General features: G+C 44.7%; 15 protein-coding genes and 1 tRNA gene. 5 read left to right on the forward strand and 11 right to left on the reverse strand.

All coding sequences use genetic code 11. The features are described 5' to 3' along the window. Positions 1-288: 288 nt before the first annotated feature. Both BG260_RS09260 and BG260_RS09265 read right to left on the reverse strand, forming a co-directional pair. Positions 289-558: a GIY-YIG nuclease family protein gene (locus BG260_RS09260; RefSeq protein WP_069131964.1), complete on the reverse strand. Its 270-nt coding sequence runs from the start codon at positions 556-558 to the stop codon at positions 289-291. A 53-nt stretch (positions 559-611) separates the two neighbouring features. Next, a tRNA-Val gene (locus BG260_RS09265) sits at positions 612-686 on the reverse strand. Positions 687-828: 142 nt separating this feature from the next. Between BG260_RS09265 and BG260_RS09270 the strand changes: the two genes are divergently transcribed. From BG260_RS09270 to BG260_RS09280, 3 genes are all read left to right on the forward strand, one after another. After that, positions 829-2,127, forward strand: a complete 1,299-nt coding sequence (locus BG260_RS09270; protein ID WP_069131966.1) for an acetyl-CoA C-acyltransferase — start codon at positions 829-831, stop codon at positions 2,125-2,127. A gap of 212 nt (positions 2,128-2,339) precedes the next feature. Next, positions 2,340-4,454, forward strand: coding sequence for a fatty acid oxidation complex subunit alpha FadJ (fadJ, locus tag BG260_RS09275; protein ID WP_069131968.1), 2,115 nt, complete (start codon positions 2,340-2,342; stop codon positions 4,452-4,454). A gap of 106 nt (positions 4,455-4,560) precedes the next feature. After that, entirely contained in the window at positions 4,561-5,157 is a 597-nt protein-coding gene (locus BG260_RS09280; protein ID WP_069131970.1) for a class I SAM-dependent methyltransferase, read from the forward strand. Between the two features lie 616 nt (positions 5,158-5,773). On the opposite strand, the gene BG260_RS14180 is transcribed toward BG260_RS09280, so the two are convergent. From BG260_RS14180 to BG260_RS09320, 9 genes are all read right to left on the reverse strand, one after another. Next, positions 5,774-5,950 (reverse strand): hypothetical protein, encoded by a 177-nt coding sequence (locus tag BG260_RS14180; RefSeq protein WP_176719469.1) that lies wholly within the window; start codon positions 5,948-5,950, stop codon positions 5,774-5,776. Between the two features lie 219 nt (positions 5,951-6,169). Beyond that, the gene (locus BG260_RS09285; RefSeq protein WP_069132052.1) at positions 6,170-6,511 is read right to left on the reverse strand and encodes a rhodanese-like domain-containing protein; all 342 of its coding nucleotides are present in this window, start codon (positions 6,509-6,511) and stop codon (positions 6,170-6,172) included. A gap of 105 nt (positions 6,512-6,616) precedes the next feature. Beyond that, positions 6,617-7,855 carry an MFS transporter gene (locus BG260_RS09290; protein WP_069131972.1) on the reverse strand — a complete coding sequence of 413 codons (1,239 nt, stop codon included), beginning with the start codon at positions 7,853-7,855 and terminating at the stop codon, positions 6,617-6,619. 201 nt (positions 7,856-8,056) lie between these two features. Continuing rightward, positions 8,057-9,856: an SLC13 family permease gene (locus BG260_RS09295; protein ID WP_069131974.1), complete on the reverse strand. Its 1,800-nt coding sequence runs from the start codon at positions 9,854-9,856 to the stop codon at positions 8,057-8,059. A 73-nt stretch (positions 9,857-9,929) separates the two neighbouring features. Continuing rightward, positions 9,930-11,663: a SulP family inorganic anion transporter gene (locus tag BG260_RS09300; RefSeq protein WP_069132054.1), complete on the reverse strand. Its 1,734-nt coding sequence runs from the start codon at positions 11,661-11,663 to the stop codon at positions 9,930-9,932. 54 nt (positions 11,664-11,717) lie between these two features. After that, the gene (locus BG260_RS09305; RefSeq protein WP_069131976.1) at positions 11,718-13,124 is read right to left on the reverse strand and encodes an MBL fold metallo-hydrolase; all 1,407 of its coding nucleotides are present in this window, start codon (positions 13,122-13,124) and stop codon (positions 11,718-11,720) included. A 195-nt stretch (positions 13,125-13,319) separates the two neighbouring features. Further along, positions 13,320-13,745: a DUF6691 family protein gene (locus BG260_RS09310; protein ID WP_069131978.1), complete on the reverse strand. Its 426-nt coding sequence runs from the start codon at positions 13,743-13,745 to the stop codon at positions 13,320-13,322. A gap of 140 nt (positions 13,746-13,885) precedes the next feature. Continuing rightward, positions 13,886-14,449 (reverse strand): YeeE/YedE family protein, encoded by a 564-nt coding sequence (locus BG260_RS09315; RefSeq protein ID WP_069131980.1) that lies wholly within the window; start codon positions 14,447-14,449, stop codon positions 13,886-13,888. Between the two features lie 117 nt (positions 14,450-14,566). Beyond that, positions 14,567-15,826 (reverse strand): NAD(P)/FAD-dependent oxidoreductase, encoded by a 1,260-nt coding sequence (locus BG260_RS09320; protein ID WP_083750223.1) that lies wholly within the window; start codon positions 15,824-15,826, stop codon positions 14,567-14,569. 118 nt (positions 15,827-15,944) lie between these two features. On the opposite strand from BG260_RS09320, the gene BG260_RS09325 reads away from it, so the two are divergent. Beyond that, positions 15,945-16,739: a GntR family transcriptional regulator gene (locus tag BG260_RS09325; RefSeq protein WP_069131982.1), complete on the forward strand. Its 795-nt coding sequence runs from the start codon at positions 15,945-15,947 to the stop codon at positions 16,737-16,739. A gap of 12 nt (positions 16,740-16,751) precedes the next feature. After that, on the forward strand, positions 16,752-17,015 hold the full coding sequence (locus BG260_RS09330; protein WP_069131984.1) for a YgaP family membrane protein: 264 nt from the start codon (positions 16,752-16,754) through the stop codon (positions 17,013-17,015). Positions 17,016-17,018 lie beyond the last annotated feature (3 nt).

Raw genomic sequence — 17,018 nt, forward strand, 5'->3', positions numbered from 1 at the left:
TTCATTCTGGAATCGGCTATAAGAGCCCTAAACAATATTTGATGGAAAATGGAATTGACCTTTATCAGGCCAATCTCGAAACTAAACTACAATGTGAACTCTCTAAAGTAGAATACTTATCCAGTTAATAGGGGGTTAGACCAAAATTTGAAAAAAAACTTAAAACTACCTTTGTAAAGCTTTCTGAATGTGGGTGGCATAAATTAACTTTGTTTCCCTCCCTACCTGATAAAAACTGGATATTCTAAACCAACCTGCCGTTGGAAGCCTTGGAATAGAATGGCTGAGCTAACATCTATTCAACTCATTTATTCCAGACTCAATATACCTCCTTAGCTGTTCCCGGCTCTCTGAAGATTTAATCTTCTCCTCCTTGGACATCGCCTCAGCCCGCTCATCAAAACCCTCCTGATACATCAACTTCCAGGGAATTCCGGATTTGGTGTACTTGTTTTTGCCCTCGTTATGGCGTTTCAATTGATTCTCAAGATTGGAGGTCTGTCCCACAAAATAGCGGTCAACGCTAACGCTGTAAAGTATGTAAACGTAGTAACTCATATCCCATAAATAGAAAAAGCCTCACAACTATCGTTGCAAGGCTTCTAAATATGTGGGCAATGAGGGATTCGAACCCCCGACCCCCTCGGTGTAAACGAGGTGCTCTAAACCAACTGAGCTAATTGCCCCCTTTTTTGTTTAACAGATTCCAAATATAAGAACTTCTTCACTCCCACAAAACAGTTTTTTACCAGAAAAAATTTTTTTATTTATACAGACATACTTAACACTGTTAAGTTGTGCCAATAAATCATATTGACCTTTTTTCTTATGGATAAAAATTCTTCAACCCGGCAAGTTGTTTTTATCGATGGCGGACGTACTCCGTTTCTTCGTTCTCAAACAGATTTTAAGAAGTTTTCGGCTTATGATCTGGGGCGATTTGCCGTTACCGGGCTCATCAATCAAACAAAACTGAACCCAAAGCATATTGACCACCTTTACTACGGGAATGTTATTCAGGATATCAATACAAGTAATGTGGCGCGTGAGGTTTCTCTTGCATCTGGCTTGGGCGATCATATCCCGGCAACCACTGTATCCATGGCGTGCATCTCTTCCAATGTAGCGCTAACCTCAGCGATGAACTCCATCAGACTGGGGCATATTGAAGGCGCTATTGTGGGTGGGGTTGAAGTGATGAGCGATATCCCGATCCGGTTCAGAAAGAAATTCAGGCAGAAATTACTGGAAACACAAAAGTACCGGAAGCCAACGGACTGGCTTAAATTTTTCAAAGGTTTGCGCCCATCAGATCTGCTCCCAGAGATTCCTTCTATTTCGGAGTTCTCTACGGGCGAAACCATGGGAAAAAGCTGCGATAAGATGTCTGCGAAGTATGGTGTAAGCCGTAGCGAACAGGATGAATTTGCCTTGCAGTCCCATCACAAGGCGGATCAGGCCAAAGATCACCTTCGGGAGGAGATCTATCCGGTTTCTGTTAAAAACGGTGAAAAGCTGATCGATTCAGATAACGGCGTTCGCGGCGATACATCTTTGGAGAAACTTGAATCTCTGAGACCGGCATTTATCAAACCACACGGAACTGTTACGGCGGGGAATGCTTCATTTCTGACGGATGGAGCCTCCGCGGCTTTGGTAATGAGTGAGGAGAAAGCATTGGAGCGAGGGTATCAGCCGAAATCGATTTTACACGCTTACAGCTACGTGGCACAGCGACCCGACGATGAGCTGCTGATCGGTCCGGCATTTGCCGTTCCTAATGTACTCGACGAAATGAATTTAACTTTTGATGATATCGATGTTTTCGAATTTCACGAAGCGTTTGCGGGTCAGATGGTGACCGTACTCAAAGCCCTGGCCAGCGATGAGTTTGCAAAAACCCGGCTCAATCGTGACCAAAAGGTTGGTGAGGTTCCGAGTGATAAACTGAACGCCTGGGGTGGGTCGCTGTCTATTGGTCACCCGTTTGCAGCAACCGGAATCCGGCTCGTTACTACAGCCACAAACCGCCTCATAAAAGAGGGCGGCAAGTACGCCCTGATTGCAGCCTGCGCCGCAGGTGGGCAGGGACACGCGATGATTATTGAGCGGTATGAGAAGACATAATTCTGTAATTAAATGTTGTTGAATGAAGATTGATAAAGAGTAATTATCCCCTCCTTTTTAAGGAGGGGCAAGGGGTGGTTATTTCTCGATATTAGTTCAGAAATAAATTTAGATTTTTTAGAAAAGTAGATTTCAACCACCCCTAAATCCCCTCCTTGCGAAGGAAGGGAAACTTTGGAACACAAGTTTGTAAAACTTCAAAACCCACACACATGAGCAGCCAAAAAATATTTCAGATTGAGACCATTGAGGATGTTGCCGTTATCACCATGGACACGCCGGGAGAGAAAGTGAATAAGCTGAATGAAGCGTTGATTGATGAGATCTCCGACATTCTGGACCGCTTGGAGTCTGATGACTCTCTGAAAGGCGCCGTACTGGTGAGTGGTAAGGAGGGAAATTTTATAGCCGGGGCGGATATTGAAATGTTTAAAACCCGGGAAACCGCCGAGGAGCTTTCGGAACTGAGCTGGACCGGTCATGAAATTCTGCTGCGTATTGAAAACCTTAAAAAACCGTTTGTGGTGGGAATCAACGGCTCGTGTATGGGCGGAGGCACGGAGCTCGCATTGGCCAGTCATTACCGGATTGTTTCGGATGACGGCTCTACCAAAATAGGCCTGCCTGAAGTTCAGCTAGGCCTCCTTCCGGGCATGGGCGGAACGCAGCGGTTTCCGAGGCTGATCGGAATTCAGAAATCCCTCACCTACATGCTTACGGGCAAGAATATGTACACCCATCAGGCCAGAAAAACAGGATTTGCCAGTGAGGTGGTTCACAAGCATGCTCTTGTCAAAGCCGGGGTCACCGCTGTGAAGAAACTTTCGAAAGGAAAATTCAAGCAACCCGACAAACGATCATTTTTCGAAAAGCTTCTGGAAGGAAATCCACTTGGCCGGAAGATCATTTTCAGTCAGGCCCGTAAACAGACACTTAGCAGAACTAAGGGTAACTACCCTGCTCCACCGAAGATCATCGACAGCGTTGAGTATGGATTTAAAAACGGATTTAAAAAAGGCTTAAAGAATGAGTCGCGTCTTTTTGGTGAACTTGCAGTCACGCCTGAATCGAGAGCTCTGGTTCAGCTCTTCTTTGCAATGAATGATGCCAAGAAAAATCCGCTAAAAGATCAGGCAAAGGATGTGGAGCGAATCGGAGTTCTGGGTGCAGGACTGATGGGCTCCGGCATCACCGAGGTGAGCATCGATCACGGCTATCATGTTTGGCTGAAGGATCAATCCATTGAAAACGCAGCAAAAGGCGAGGCCGACATTCTTAAAAACCTGGATAAAAAAGTGAGCAAACATATCCTCTCCTCTTTCGAACGGGATGAAAAGGCAAGCCTGATTCACCCCACCGAAACATATGACGGTTTTAAACAGATTGATCTTGTAATCGAGGCCGTATTTGAGGATCTCGATCTGAAACAGAGCATCGTTAAAGAGGTAGAAAAAAATGGATCTGAAGATACAATCTTTGCCTCTAACACTTCTTCACTACCGATTTCAGATATTGCCGCCAAAGCGGATCGGCCGGAAAACATCATCGGGATGCACTACTTCTCTCCGGTTCAGAAGATGCCGCTACTGGAGATCATAAAAACTGAAAAAACAGCAGATTGGGTCACAGCCACCGCATATGAAGTTGGGCTGAATCAGGGCAAGACGGTGATTGTAGTAAATGACGGTCCCGGATTTTACACCACCCGGATCCTGGCTCCGTTCATGAATGAAGCTCTCTTGCTACTTGAAGAGGGAGCAGATATTGAAGATCTGGACAAAGCGATGAAGCAGTTTGGCTTCCCGGTCGGTCCGGTTGCTCTATTCGATGAGGTTGGAATTGATGTTGGCGCTCACGTCGCGGAAGTGCTCAGCGATAAGTTTGAGTCGCGCGGTGCTAAAACCAGCAAGAAGGCAAAAGAGCTGGTGGATGCCGGCTACAAGGGAAGAAAGAATAAAAAAGGGTTCTACAAGTATGAAGGTGGTTCCAAGAAAGAGGTGAATTCAAAAATTTATGAATTCTTCGGCGGACAGAACCGGAAATCTTTTGCTGAAAAAGAGATTCAACAACGATTGGCACTGGTGATGGTGAATGAAGCTGTTCACTGCCTGCAAGAGGGAATTCTGGAGAGTCCTTCGGATGGGGATTTGGGCGCCATTATGGGATTGGGCTTCCCACCATTTTTGGGAGGTCCCTTCCGGTATATTGATCGGGAAAGCCCGGAGAAAATCGTTGAACAGTTAAAGAATCTTCAAAACGAACACGGGGATCGATTCAAACCGGCCAAACTGCTCATGGAGAAAAAAGTCTCCTCTTTCCATGAATAGTGAAACAGAGTCACTCTTTTGCTATGTTTAACGGGTAGAATTAAGTCATCAATCTAAAGACCTGACAGGTTTTGAAAACCTGTCAGGTCTGGTATAATCATTCATCATGAAAGACTTCTGGAACGAGCGATACTCAGAAAGTGAGTACGCTTACGGCAAAGAACCTAATCAATTTTTTAAGCGGGCACTCGATAAAATGAATCCCGGCAAACTGCTCCTTCCGGCCGAGGGTGAAGGACGAAATGCGGTCTATGCCGCAAAGAACGGTTGGGATGTTTTAGCTTTCGACTACAGTGAAGAAGCCAAACAGAAAGCGCTGGAGCTTGCCGGGGAGAATGGAGTGAACATTCGGTATGAGGTCTCCTTTGCTGAAGATGTCTTACTCCCTGAAAATGAGTATGATGCTGCCGCACTGATCTTTGTTCACCTACCCAAAGATGTTTTTGAACCGTTTCTTCAAAAAGTGATCCAAAGCCTGAAGCCCGGAGGAATTTTGATCCTGGAACTTTACTCTGAAAAGCAGCTTGGGCGTGATTCGGGCGGACCCAAATCAAAGGAGCTGTTATTCGATTATGATGAACTTCGATCGCTTCTTAAAGGCGTGAAGGTTGATCTGTTTGAGGAGAAAGAGGTGCAACTGGAGGAGGGAAAATATCATCAAGGTAAAGCCTTTGTGATTCACGGGATTGCAACCAGGAAATAAGTATTTCTAAAATATTTTGAGGTCCTTAAAAAACCCCCTCCTTTTTCAAGGTGGGGCGCAGGGGTGGTTGAAATAATTTAAAAAGAAGCACAAAATTATAATTTTAATGAGAGGGCCGATTCAAATTTCCCATCCCAATATACAATAAATGATCCCCTCGTATTTCGTACCTAAAGGCACTCTATATGGTAGCTCATTTACTTATTTCTACCCATGTTTAGTCCCTACGGGGCATTTTCTGACTATACAGGTTACAATCAGGGTCATTATTCTTTTGAGCGATGTGGTAATCGTCCCTTTAGGGACGAATTATGGATAGAATTCAGAATCCTTGCAGAAAGCGAAGTGCTGTCAGGTTCGGGATAAGAAAGGCCGCAGAACGTTGAACAGATGATCATTCCCATTGGAAATCACATACGTTCCGCGGCCTCGAAAAAATCTGGTAGACCGCTCCAAGAGGTTAGAATGATGAATATAGAACTATTAGCTCTCCGCCTGACCACTCTGATTATTTTGAATTTCGAGGCAAAACACTCGTGGCACGCCTCAAAGTCGTGCCACGAGTATCAAAAAATCTATCCGTCTGACCGTGTGGAACGGTCTGACGGGGATCGGTTTACTTCTCCAGTTTCTCAATTCTGCCTTCCAGGTCATCCAACTTTTGCTGAATCTGATTGAGCATGTGGATGATAATCACATGTGTTTTCTTGGCATCGATGCCAACCACGCTCTCTTCGCTTTGAATAGCGGATTCGATCTCTTCGAGTTCTTTTTTAGGTATGCTTAAATTCATGGTTATTTATTTCCTTTTTTATTTCTGTTCAACCCGTTAGACCGCTTAATGCGGTCAGTCGGGTATCTAGTTATATTTATTCATCCGTCTGACCGTGTGGAACGGTCTGACGGATACGGTGTAAGATTTACTCGTGGCACGACTTTGAGGCGTGCCACGAGTCTCTCACTCTTAATTTGAAATCTATCCATCTGACCGCGAGAAGCGGTCTGATGGGAATTATTTCTCAGTTTCTAAACCGCTTCGGGCGAGGTCATCAAATCCGCCTACGTTGTAGACATTTTCGAACCCTTTGCTTTTCATCAGCCGGGCGGCCTGGCCGCTTCGATTTCCTGACCGGCAATAGAGATAATAGGTTTTGTCTTTATCAAGTGAGTCCACTTTGTTGTGAAACTCGCCGGCATTAAAATCGATCTGCTGATCCGTCTCTTTCAAGTGACCTTCGTCATACTCCATTTTGGAGCGGACATCTATCACCACACCTCTCTCCTCTTCCATTTTCTCTTTGAACTCTTCGGCACTGATATCAACGCCGTTCGATCGAGATAAAAAACTAAACATGATCATTCCTGTAATTATGATTCCAATTGTTACGATTAATATTCTTTGCATAAATTTATTTTAGCAGTTGATTAAACTTCCTACTACTTATTAAATCCATTTCATTCAACCTTCTGCAGACTTCATCGGCCTGTTCAACTTGTTCATTCCTCCGGCTATAACAATTGCCGACATCAAACTGATCACCCCGCTAGCTGTAATGGCCAGCGACAGATTAAATGCATCCGCAATCACTCCGGTTAATACCGCACCAACTGCATATCCGCCATCCCGCCATAACCTGAACACGCCAACACTTTCGGCCCTGTCCTGCGGGTGAACCAAGTCCGCAACTGCCGCAATAAATGTGGGATACACCATGGCTGTTCCGATTCCCAGCAGTGCCGCCACCACCAGAAATTGATAAAATCCGGTCAACATTGGGAAAATAAGCAAGCTTACGGCCTGTACAAGCATTCCGGCTACCAGCATCTGTTTTCGCCCGGTGTAATCCGAAAGTTTACCGGTTGCAACCTGAAAGATCCCCCAGAAAGCGGGATAGATCGCCGTCACTACTCCTATTTGTGTCATATTCAAATCGGCCGCAGCCAGAAACAGCGGGAATGCTCCCCACGCCATTCCATCTTTCAGGTTGGTAGCCATTCCACCTTGTGATACTGCAAACAAATTTCGGTCGGCAATCGATGCCTTCCAAAAGAGACTGCCCTCACTCTTTCTGGTCTTTGCTCCTTTCGACTCCAGGTTGACCCACGGCTCGGTATCGATCACCAATGCGATCGACATAATCAAACCGATAACAGCCATTCCGATACCGAGATAGAACGGATACGGCCTCAATCCAAATTCCGAAGCAATCCAGCCGGTCAAAAAAGCGACAATACCGACTGCAAGATAGCCTGCAAATTCATTCAATCCCATTGCCAGACCGCGGTCTTTCTTACCGGCAATATCGATTTTCATGATCACATTGGCCGACCACGCCAGTCCCTGATTGATCCCGAGCAGCACATTTGCCAGAATGATCCAGTTCCAGCTTCCGGCAAACATCAAAATAAAAGGCACCGGAAGCCCGAACAGCCATCCAACAATGAGCATCTTCTTTCGGCCGTACTGCTGTGCAAATCGCCCGGCAAAGTAGTTTGATAACGCCTTGGTAATTCCAAACACAACAATGAACGAAAAGATTGCCGTACGGGCAGCAATACCGAACTCCGTCTCTGCAATTTCAGGCAGTATGGTTCGCTCCAGGCCAACCATTCCTCCCACAAATGCGTTGATCAGCACCAGCAGAGTGAACTGCTTCCAGTTCTCTTTTAAGCCGAGTTTGATGTTTTCAGTGTTCATTTTCTGCTTGGTGTTTGCCGTAATTTGGTTTTTCAGTCTGTTCTCTGATCATCCACATAGCCCCTTATCGGAACTCAATATGCCGGGAAATTTTTAAAAGAGGGTTCTGTTCTTAACAGTGATCATCCCCCTCAATCCCCCTTCAAAGGGGGAACTTTTCACTTTCTTGTCCTCCGAAGCTTTAGCGAAGGTGGATGCCTTTTAAAAGAAGGTGTAGTAAAAGAACAATACTGAGACCACAAGAAAGACAATCGTCATTCCGCCACCGGCTTTAAAATAGTCTTTGGTTTTATATCCACCGGCCGACATCATCAGTGCATTCACCTGGTGGGTCGGAAGCACAAAAGAGTTCCCCGCATTTACCGCCGCCAGCAATACCAACGGCCTTGGGTCCACTCCGGCTATCACACCAATACCCACAACCAGCGGCGCAAGCACCACCACGGCACCCACATTCGACATCACCAGTGAAAATCCGGTCGATAGAATACCAACGGTAAACAGCAACACCAACAGGTGACTTCCCTCAATAACGCTCATCACATTTTCAGCTAAAAACTCTGCTGTTCCACTATTCTGCATGGCGGCTCCGAGTGGGATCAAACCAACCAGCAGGAACACCACTTTCCACTCCACCGCTTTGTATGCATCCTGAATGCTCATCACGTTGGTTAAAACCATCACCAACGCGCCGGTCAAAAATGAAATGGAGATAGAGAAACCGGACATCGCCAATACAATAGCAAGCAGAAAACTACCGGCCGCCTGCCAGGTTTTGGACCGATCTTTCGACTCCACGGAGATCGGGGTAGCTACCACAAACGGGTCAGTACTCTGAAGTTTTTTGATGTTACTCCACGGGCCGTAAATAATAAATGTATCCCCCGCTTGAATTTTATGATCTGAAAAATCTCCTGTTACCCTTTCTCCTTTGCTGAAAAGCATGATCGGCTCTACGGCGTAACGTTTTCTCATAGAGAACTCCCGGATTGTCTGACCGACAAGGTCTGATCGGGGAGGCACAATCACTTCAACAAAACCGGACTCTTCAGGGTCACCGATCCCTTCAAAAATTTGATCATCTTCCGTTTCAGTAAGGTTGTGATCAGCCACGTATCGATTCAGATCTTCCGCCTCACCGTAAAGTGCTATGATGTCACCGCGACTGATCTCCGTTTCCCGCCAGGGAGCATATTTTATATCCTTACCATTGGAATCACTCAGCGCCAAAATATTGATGCCATAATCTTTCCATATTCCGGTCTCTTCCACACTTTTGTTTATCGCTTTGCAATCATTTTCTACCCTGAAATAGCGAATATCTTTGTTCAGACTGAAAGCGTCCACAATTTTTTCCTGTTCGGTCATGCCCATTTCACTGCCTGATGTATCCTGTGGCAAAAAGTACTTACCCAGTAACACAAAGAATATAATGGCAGAAAGTAGCAATGCGATTCCCACCGGAGTTACAGCAAAAAGTCCGTATGGCTCGAGGTTTGCACTTTCCAGCAGATCGTTGGTAAGAATCAGATGCCCGGAACCTACCATGGTTAACGTACCGCCAATAATCGCCGCAAACCCGATCGGCATTATGAGTACGGATGCTGAAATTTTTATACGACGAGCGATGTCGATAATACTTGGAAGGAAAAGAGCTGCTGCTCCGATATTTTGAATCACTCCTGAAAGTGTACCTACCGAAAGTGAGAGCGAACCTAATACCGACGACTTTTTCCTGCCAACACGCTTGAGCAGCCATTTCGAAAATCGCGACATCATTCCTGTTTTGGCAATTCCCTCACCCAAAATCATTACGGCAATCATTGCCACCACTGCGTTACTCGAAAAACCTGACAGAGCCTCGTCTGTCGTTAAAATTCCCGTCCAGCTTAGCAAAAGCATGGTAATTATGGCTGTTACATCAATCCGAACCATTTCCGTCACCAGCATAAAAATGGTGAATGCCATGATGGACAGAACAATAATAATCTCAGTTTCCATATCTCATTTACACCTTATTAAGTTTCAATTCCCGATCTCATAACTTTCCTTGATCTCTGTCAGATGACACCGGTTAAACATTTGTCTGCGTGGGCGAATATCTCTTCGCAATTCTGTTTGGAACTTCTTTGTAGTAGGAGACCGCATCAGATACGTCAAAAAAGAAGTGATCATCTCCCATCGCCTCCTGTAAGCCACATGTTTTAAGCTTATCTCTGACCGGGCCAATTGCACCTGCGATAAACAGTTCAACACCTTTCTCCTTCAGGTCTTTTACAACTTCCATCAACACATGTTTGCCTGTGGAGTCAATTGAGTTAATTGCCGATGCATCCAGAATGACTAATTTCAGATCGTCACCGTGCCGATCCATATTTGCATATAGCGTATCCTGAAAATTTTCGGCGTTTGCAAAATACAGGGAGGAGTCGAACCGGTAGATCAGGATATCATCTTCCACAACAGCTTCGGTGTAGCGATGGATATTTCTGTAATTTTGTGTCTCGCCTAAATGCCCCAACTCTGTACTATGCGGTTTTGTACTGCTGTAGATTACCAAAATCAGTGAAAGCAACACACCAATAGCTATCCCCTCTTCAATTCCGAGCGCAAGCGTTGCAACAAACGTAACCAGCAACATGGCCAAATCTCGTTTATCGGTTTTCCAGAGATGTTTCATTTCTGATGAATCAAACAAGCCGGCCACAGCTACCATGATAATCGCAGCAAGTACTGCACTTGGCAGATAGTAGAAGAGCGGTGTTAAAAACAGAACGGTAAGTGCAATAATTACCGCACTGATGATGGATGCAATCGTTGTATTAGCACCGGATTGGTCATTCACTGCTGTTCTGGAAAATCCACCGGTTGTCGGGAATGCCTGAAAGAATGATCCACCGATGTTGGCTGCACCTAAAGCAATTAGTTCTTTGTTTGCATCAACTTTATAACCGTGTTTGTTGGCAATAGCCTTTGCCACGGCAATGGACTCCATATAACTGACAAGTGAGATAATCAGCACTGTTGGTAATAAAATTCGTGCATCTGACAAATTCAGAAACTCCAGGCTGAATTCCGGTAAACCTGTAGGGATGTCTCCAACTATGGCAACACCGTGCTGGTTCAGCCCAAAAAGTGCCGTGATTACAGTTCCAACCACCACCACTACCAAGGCTGATGGAAATGTTCGCTTCCACTTTCGAATCAGAACAATTGCAGCTATTGAACCGATTCCAATGGCCGCTGTGATCGGTTCAATTTCTGTGAATCGCCTGAAGGTTTCTATTGCAATCTCCTGAACTTGATTCGTTCTGGGCAGGTCAAGCCCGGTTAAATTTTTAATCTGGCTGGCGCCAATAATCAAAGCTGCAGCCGATGTAAATCCACTCAAAACAGGGTGTGATAAGAAATTTACCAGGAATCCCATCCTGAACAGACCCATTAAAAACTGTACAAGCCCAACGCCAAGTGCGGTTAAAATTGCTAACTGGATAAAACGCGCGCTTCCCACTTCGGCAAACTCTCCGACTCCCGCTACTACGAGAAGTGAAACCATTGCTACCGGACCAACAGCCAGCTGGCGTGAAGTGCCAAACAGGGCATAGATAACCAATGGGATAATTGACGCGTAAAGACCATAAACCGGTGGAAGGCCCGCTAAGATTGCGTACGCCATTCCCTGGGGAATAAGCATAATGCCTACGGTAACACCGGCATTTAAATCTCCCTTAAGCAGGTTCTTGTTGTATGAACCAAGCGTATCTGCTATAGGTACAACTTTTTTGATATGTGTTTTTAATTTCTCCACTTGAGTAAAAAAGGCCGACAATTTTTGTTGCCGGCCATTTTCCTGATCTCTTGTTTAAGCTTTAATTTTGCTCATGTATTGTTCGAAGTTGTCATCAATGAGAGCAACATCGAATCCGTTTCTCTTCAGAAATGCTGATGCTACAGCAGATCGTCCGCCTGTCATACAGTGCAGGTAGAGCTTTTTACCTGAAGGGATGTTCTCTTTATTCGGCAATAGTCTGGTGTGTGCAAAGTTCACGGCACCTTCTACATGAGAAGCCTCAAATTCAGATGCTTTTCTTACGTCAACAACCAATTCATTGCTGTCCAGGTTTTCCACATCTTCAAAATTCACCACTTCCAGCTTCTCCATGTCGCCACCCTGATCTTTGTACATCAGAATATCTCTTGGAGTTACATAGCCTACCACGTTGTCCAATCCAATTCTGTAAAGATCGCGTACAGCCTCTGTGAGCTGATGTTCGCTAACTACCAGATAGATTTGATCGTCTTCGGTGATGTATGAGCCGGCAACAGTGTTAAATTGCTTGTTCAGCGGTGAAAGCAGTGATCCCGGAATATGCCCTGCTGCATAGTCCTCTTTTTCTCTTGTATCGAGAATAATTGGTTCTTCTTTACCCACCAATCCTCTCAGCTCGTTAAGAGTGAGTCGTTTTGGCTGTGGTAGACCGCCAATCAAAGCCGGGCCAATTTTGTTGTCACGCTTCATGCGAGCGAAGTAGAGCGGCGGCTCAGGCTGACCTTCCAGAATAAAGTTCACAAAATTGTCTTCCGAACTGGCTGATTTGAGCGAGTTATTGTATCTCAGCTCGTAACCAACCGTTGTTTTCGGAATAGCGCCCAGTGCTTTTCCGCATGCGCTGCCCGCACCGTGACCCGGCCATACCTGCATATATTCGGGTAATTTTTTGAATTGCTCTACAGTTCCGAAAAGGGTTCGTGCAGAAGGCTCCATTACGTTTTCCTGGCCTGCGGCGGATTCCAGCAGATCCGGACGCCCAACATCACCTACAAATACGAAGTCTCCGGTAGCAACTCCCATCGGTTCATCTGCCGCCGCACCGTCCGTTACAAAATAGCTTAGGTGCTCAGGTGTGTGACCGGGTGTGTGCCACGCTTTAATGGTAATATTTCCAATTTTGAATTCATCGCCATCTTTCAGCAGTTCATAGTCGTAATCACTGCCTTTCAGCCACTCATATTTCCAGTCTTTGTCTCCTTCATCAGAAGCGTACACTTTTACGCCACGCTCTGCGAATTCACGAAGTCCTGAAATGTAGTCGGCGTGGATGTGTGTATCCACAGCGGCAGTAATCGTTAAATTCTGGTTTGCTGCATGATCAATGTACTGATCGATATCTCTCATCGGATCAATGATTACAGCAGTTCCATTCGCCTGGCATCCTACCAGGTATGCATATTGCGCTAATTTTTCATCAAAGAATTGTTTGAAATACATATTGTTCTACCTTTGTTGTTTTGTTTTAAATATTCTTGAAAAAGTCCTCCATTGAAGGGGGGATGAGTAATCGCGTTCAGTGATTGCCCCGGGGGGATGTTATCTCATTTACTTTGCTTCATCAGTTCGTTTTCCAACACACCCCTCAATCCCCTCTCCCCGAATCGCACGGGACACGCAAGAGGGGAGGCCGAATTAATGTGGAATTTTATCCCTTAACAGTCCGTATGTGTATGTACCTGCCAAAGCTGCTAATATTGGGATCACCATAATGGTTAACCCGCTTCCAAGCAGTGCAAACATGGGTCCCGGACACGCGCCCAAGAGAGCCCACCCCAATCCGAAGATCGATCCACCGACTATATACCTGGTAACCTGTGACGGATCTTTTGGCGGAATGGATATTGGGTTTCCTTCAGCATCTTTCATGTTTTTTCTCTTGATGATCTGAACAGAAATGATGCCTACGATAACTGCCAATCCGATGATTCCGTACATATGAATCGAATCAAACCGGAACATCTCCTGAATTCTGAACCAGGATACGACTTCTGATTTAACCAATACAAAGCCAAACCCTGTACCGATCAATAGATATTTTAAATATTCTGTAAATTTCATGATTTATTTGTCTTAGAACCTTTCAGCGTCCACGAGACCTGAAAGCGTTCGGTTTAAAAATTTCTTGTTTACTAATGGTTTTTTTCTTGACGCTGTCAGGTTCCAACTGCTGTCGGAATGCTTACAGGTCACTCATTTCTTTATCCCAGTATGATTGGATAGATAAAGAATGTCATGATTAAGCCACCGATAAAGAATCCGATTACAGCGATCAATGATGCCAGCTGTAGATCTGACAAACCTGATATGGCATGACCTGAAGTACATCCGCCTGCATATCGGGCCCCGAATCCTACCAAAAACCCACCTAGAACCAGCACGGTTAAACCAACCCCTGTTCCAAGCATATCCCATGCGAACAGGTCGTTTGGTACAAGTCCGCTAAAATCCTGAATACCCAACGCCTGCAGATCTGTTATTGTGGAGGCAGCTAATTGAATAGGCTCCGGATTTGCGAAAACATATCCGCCTAAAAATCCCCCCAAAATCGTACCGATCAGGAAAGTCAGATTCCATCGGCCATCCTTTTTCCAGTCGTAATTAAAAAACTCAATATTCCCGAAGTTACACGCCGCACAAGCATGCCGCAGGTTTGCTGACACCCCAAACATTTTACCGCCAAGCAGCAACAGAATGGGAACAGTTAATCCGATAATCGGGCCGGCCACATACCAAGGCCACGGTTGATATAAAAAGTCTAACATGATTCAAATTTTATGTTTTTAGTTAATTCAAAAGCAAATATACAGTGTTTGTATTTACTTGTCAATACAAGTGAGATAGATCTTTTCTATCTACCTGTTTATTGTTACTGAAGAGTCTTACGCCCTCCCTTTAAGCATCCCATGCCAGTAAAGGCGTGGAAGCACCTCTTTCTTCATAACATACATGGAGTACCTCTCCTTCGCTTGATTGATCGGGAATGATGGCATCATGTTGTTATCGTAGTCAAACTCAGCCAAAATAAGCTTTCCATAACCTGTGAGTAACGGACACGATCCATACCCTTTATAGTGTTGAGATTTATCCAGCTCACCTTTATTGATCAGCGAAAGTATGTTTCCGGAAACAACTTTAGCCTGTTTACGCACTGCCGCTCCGGTTTTTGCATTTGGCGTACTGCCTGCATCTCCCAAACCAAACACATTTGGATATTTATTATGTTGCAATGTGTGTTTATGCACATCTACCCAGCCATCAGCATTGGCAAGATGACTGCTTTTTACAAAGTCCGGTGCACTCATAGGAGGGGTAACATGGAGCATATCAAACTTGATCTCTTTTTGATCTACTACTTTTTCATCTTTATAAATGTCGTAAACAGCTATTTTCTCCTCTACTTTGATCTCCTTCAAGTTGTGTGAAAAATGAGTGGATATGCCATATCGCTCTATTGGTTTTTTCAATGCTTCCGCAATTTCTGGCACACCAAAGATTATGGAGCCCCCACTAGTGAAATTCACATCTATGTTCTTTAAAACACCTTTTTTTCGCCATGTATCACTAGACATATACATGATTTTCTGCGGAGCACCGCCACACTTAAATGGCCCCATGGGCTGGGTAAACAGAGCCTTTCCCTCCTTTAAGTTATTCACACACTCATTAACATAATCGACATATCTGTATGAATAAACACTGCAAATCCCATTAGAACCTATACCTTCTGCAAGGCCGGGCACTGCATCCCAGTTAATCTGAATACCGGGCGCCACTACTAAGTAATCATATGAATAATGATCCCCTTTCTTTGTTATAACAAGCTGGTTATCAGGATCAAAACCGGTAACAGCATCTTGAATCCAAACGGTACCTTCAGGAATAACCTCTCCCATTGGTTTATGGGTCTCTTCTTTTTCAACAACACCAACACCTGCAAGTGTCCATAATGGCTGATAAAAATGGTCGCTGGCAGGATCGATGATCGCAATATCACTACTCTTCAATTTATTATTTAACTGAGCAGCAACAGAGATGCCGGCCGATCCACCGCCTACAACTATTACTTGATGGTGTGACGTATAAGGTCTTGAAAATTGAGCCTTAACCTCTTTCCCCGTACTGATTTTCAGATCTTCCATATTCAATGAAATTTTATTTAGAGTTATTTGTCTATATTACCAAAAAATACATGTTAATACAAGTATTGATGTGTGTTGATTATTTCTTTATATTGTTCATCAAATAAATTTATCAGGCATGACATTAAAAGAAGGAATACCGCGACACATTCAAATCACACAGTGGTTAGTTGAGGAAATTGAGAAAGGTGTATACCAACCGGATGAGAAACTTCCATCCGAAAATGAGCTCGCAAAAAAATTTGACGTCAGCCGGGTAACCATTCGGCGCGCACTTCAATCTCTTGAAAACGAAGAGATTATCTATCGCTGCCAGGGACTTGGCTCATTTGTGAGTGACGGAAGAAAAAAACACAATCTTGTAAAGCTTACCGATTTCAATGAGGATATGAAGTCTGCAGGACTGGAAGCTTCTTCTGTGGTTAAACGATTCGAGGTAATTACAGCGCCTAAATGGCTGGCTGAACGCCTTAACATTGAAGCGAATATAAAAGTACTTCAGGTTGACAGGCTTCGCCTGGGAGATGGTGAACCCATTGCGTACGACACCTCCTGGCTGCCAATTTTTTATGGTCAGTTGCTATCGAAAGAAGCCTTGAAGGAGAAAACCATCTACTCAATCCTCGAAGACGATTACGACATTGAAGTCACCAAAGGTTGTTATCGGATGTCTGCCACTGCAGCAGATGAAGATCTTGCCGAGCAGCTTGATGTCCCTGTTAATACACCACTGTTCTTAATTGACCGGATTTCCTATACCATTGGTGAGAAACCGATCTATTACCAAAAACGATACTACCGTAACGACCAGGTTATGTATGAAATGACTCTTGAACGAGGGAAGAATGATACTTCAAAGTCTGAATCGCTACCCCTTAAAGAGTTTGTACCTGTTTTCCATTCAACTCATTAAAGTACTTGTGATATGAAGAAAAATATGGGTTCTATCGATAAAGCCATCCGTTCAATCATCGCTGTCGGGGTTGGTGTGCTCTACTTTAGCGGAACAATTTCCGGATCAACGGCCATCATTCTCGGAGCGTTGGCTATCGTGTTTTTGCTTACCAGTTTTGCGGGAAGCTGTCCGCTCTACATGCCATTTGGTATTTCTACCCGAAAAGAGCATGAAAACAGCTCAGCACGGCAGACTTCAATTGCCCACCCATCGGAAAAAGTGTATCTTGTTTAGCTG

Origin of the sequence: Rhodohalobacter halophilus, from assembly GCF_001715195.1 — a bacterium.
Taxonomy (GTDB): domain Bacteria; phylum Bacteroidota; class Rhodothermia; order Balneolales; family Balneolaceae; genus Rhodohalobacter; species Rhodohalobacter halophilus.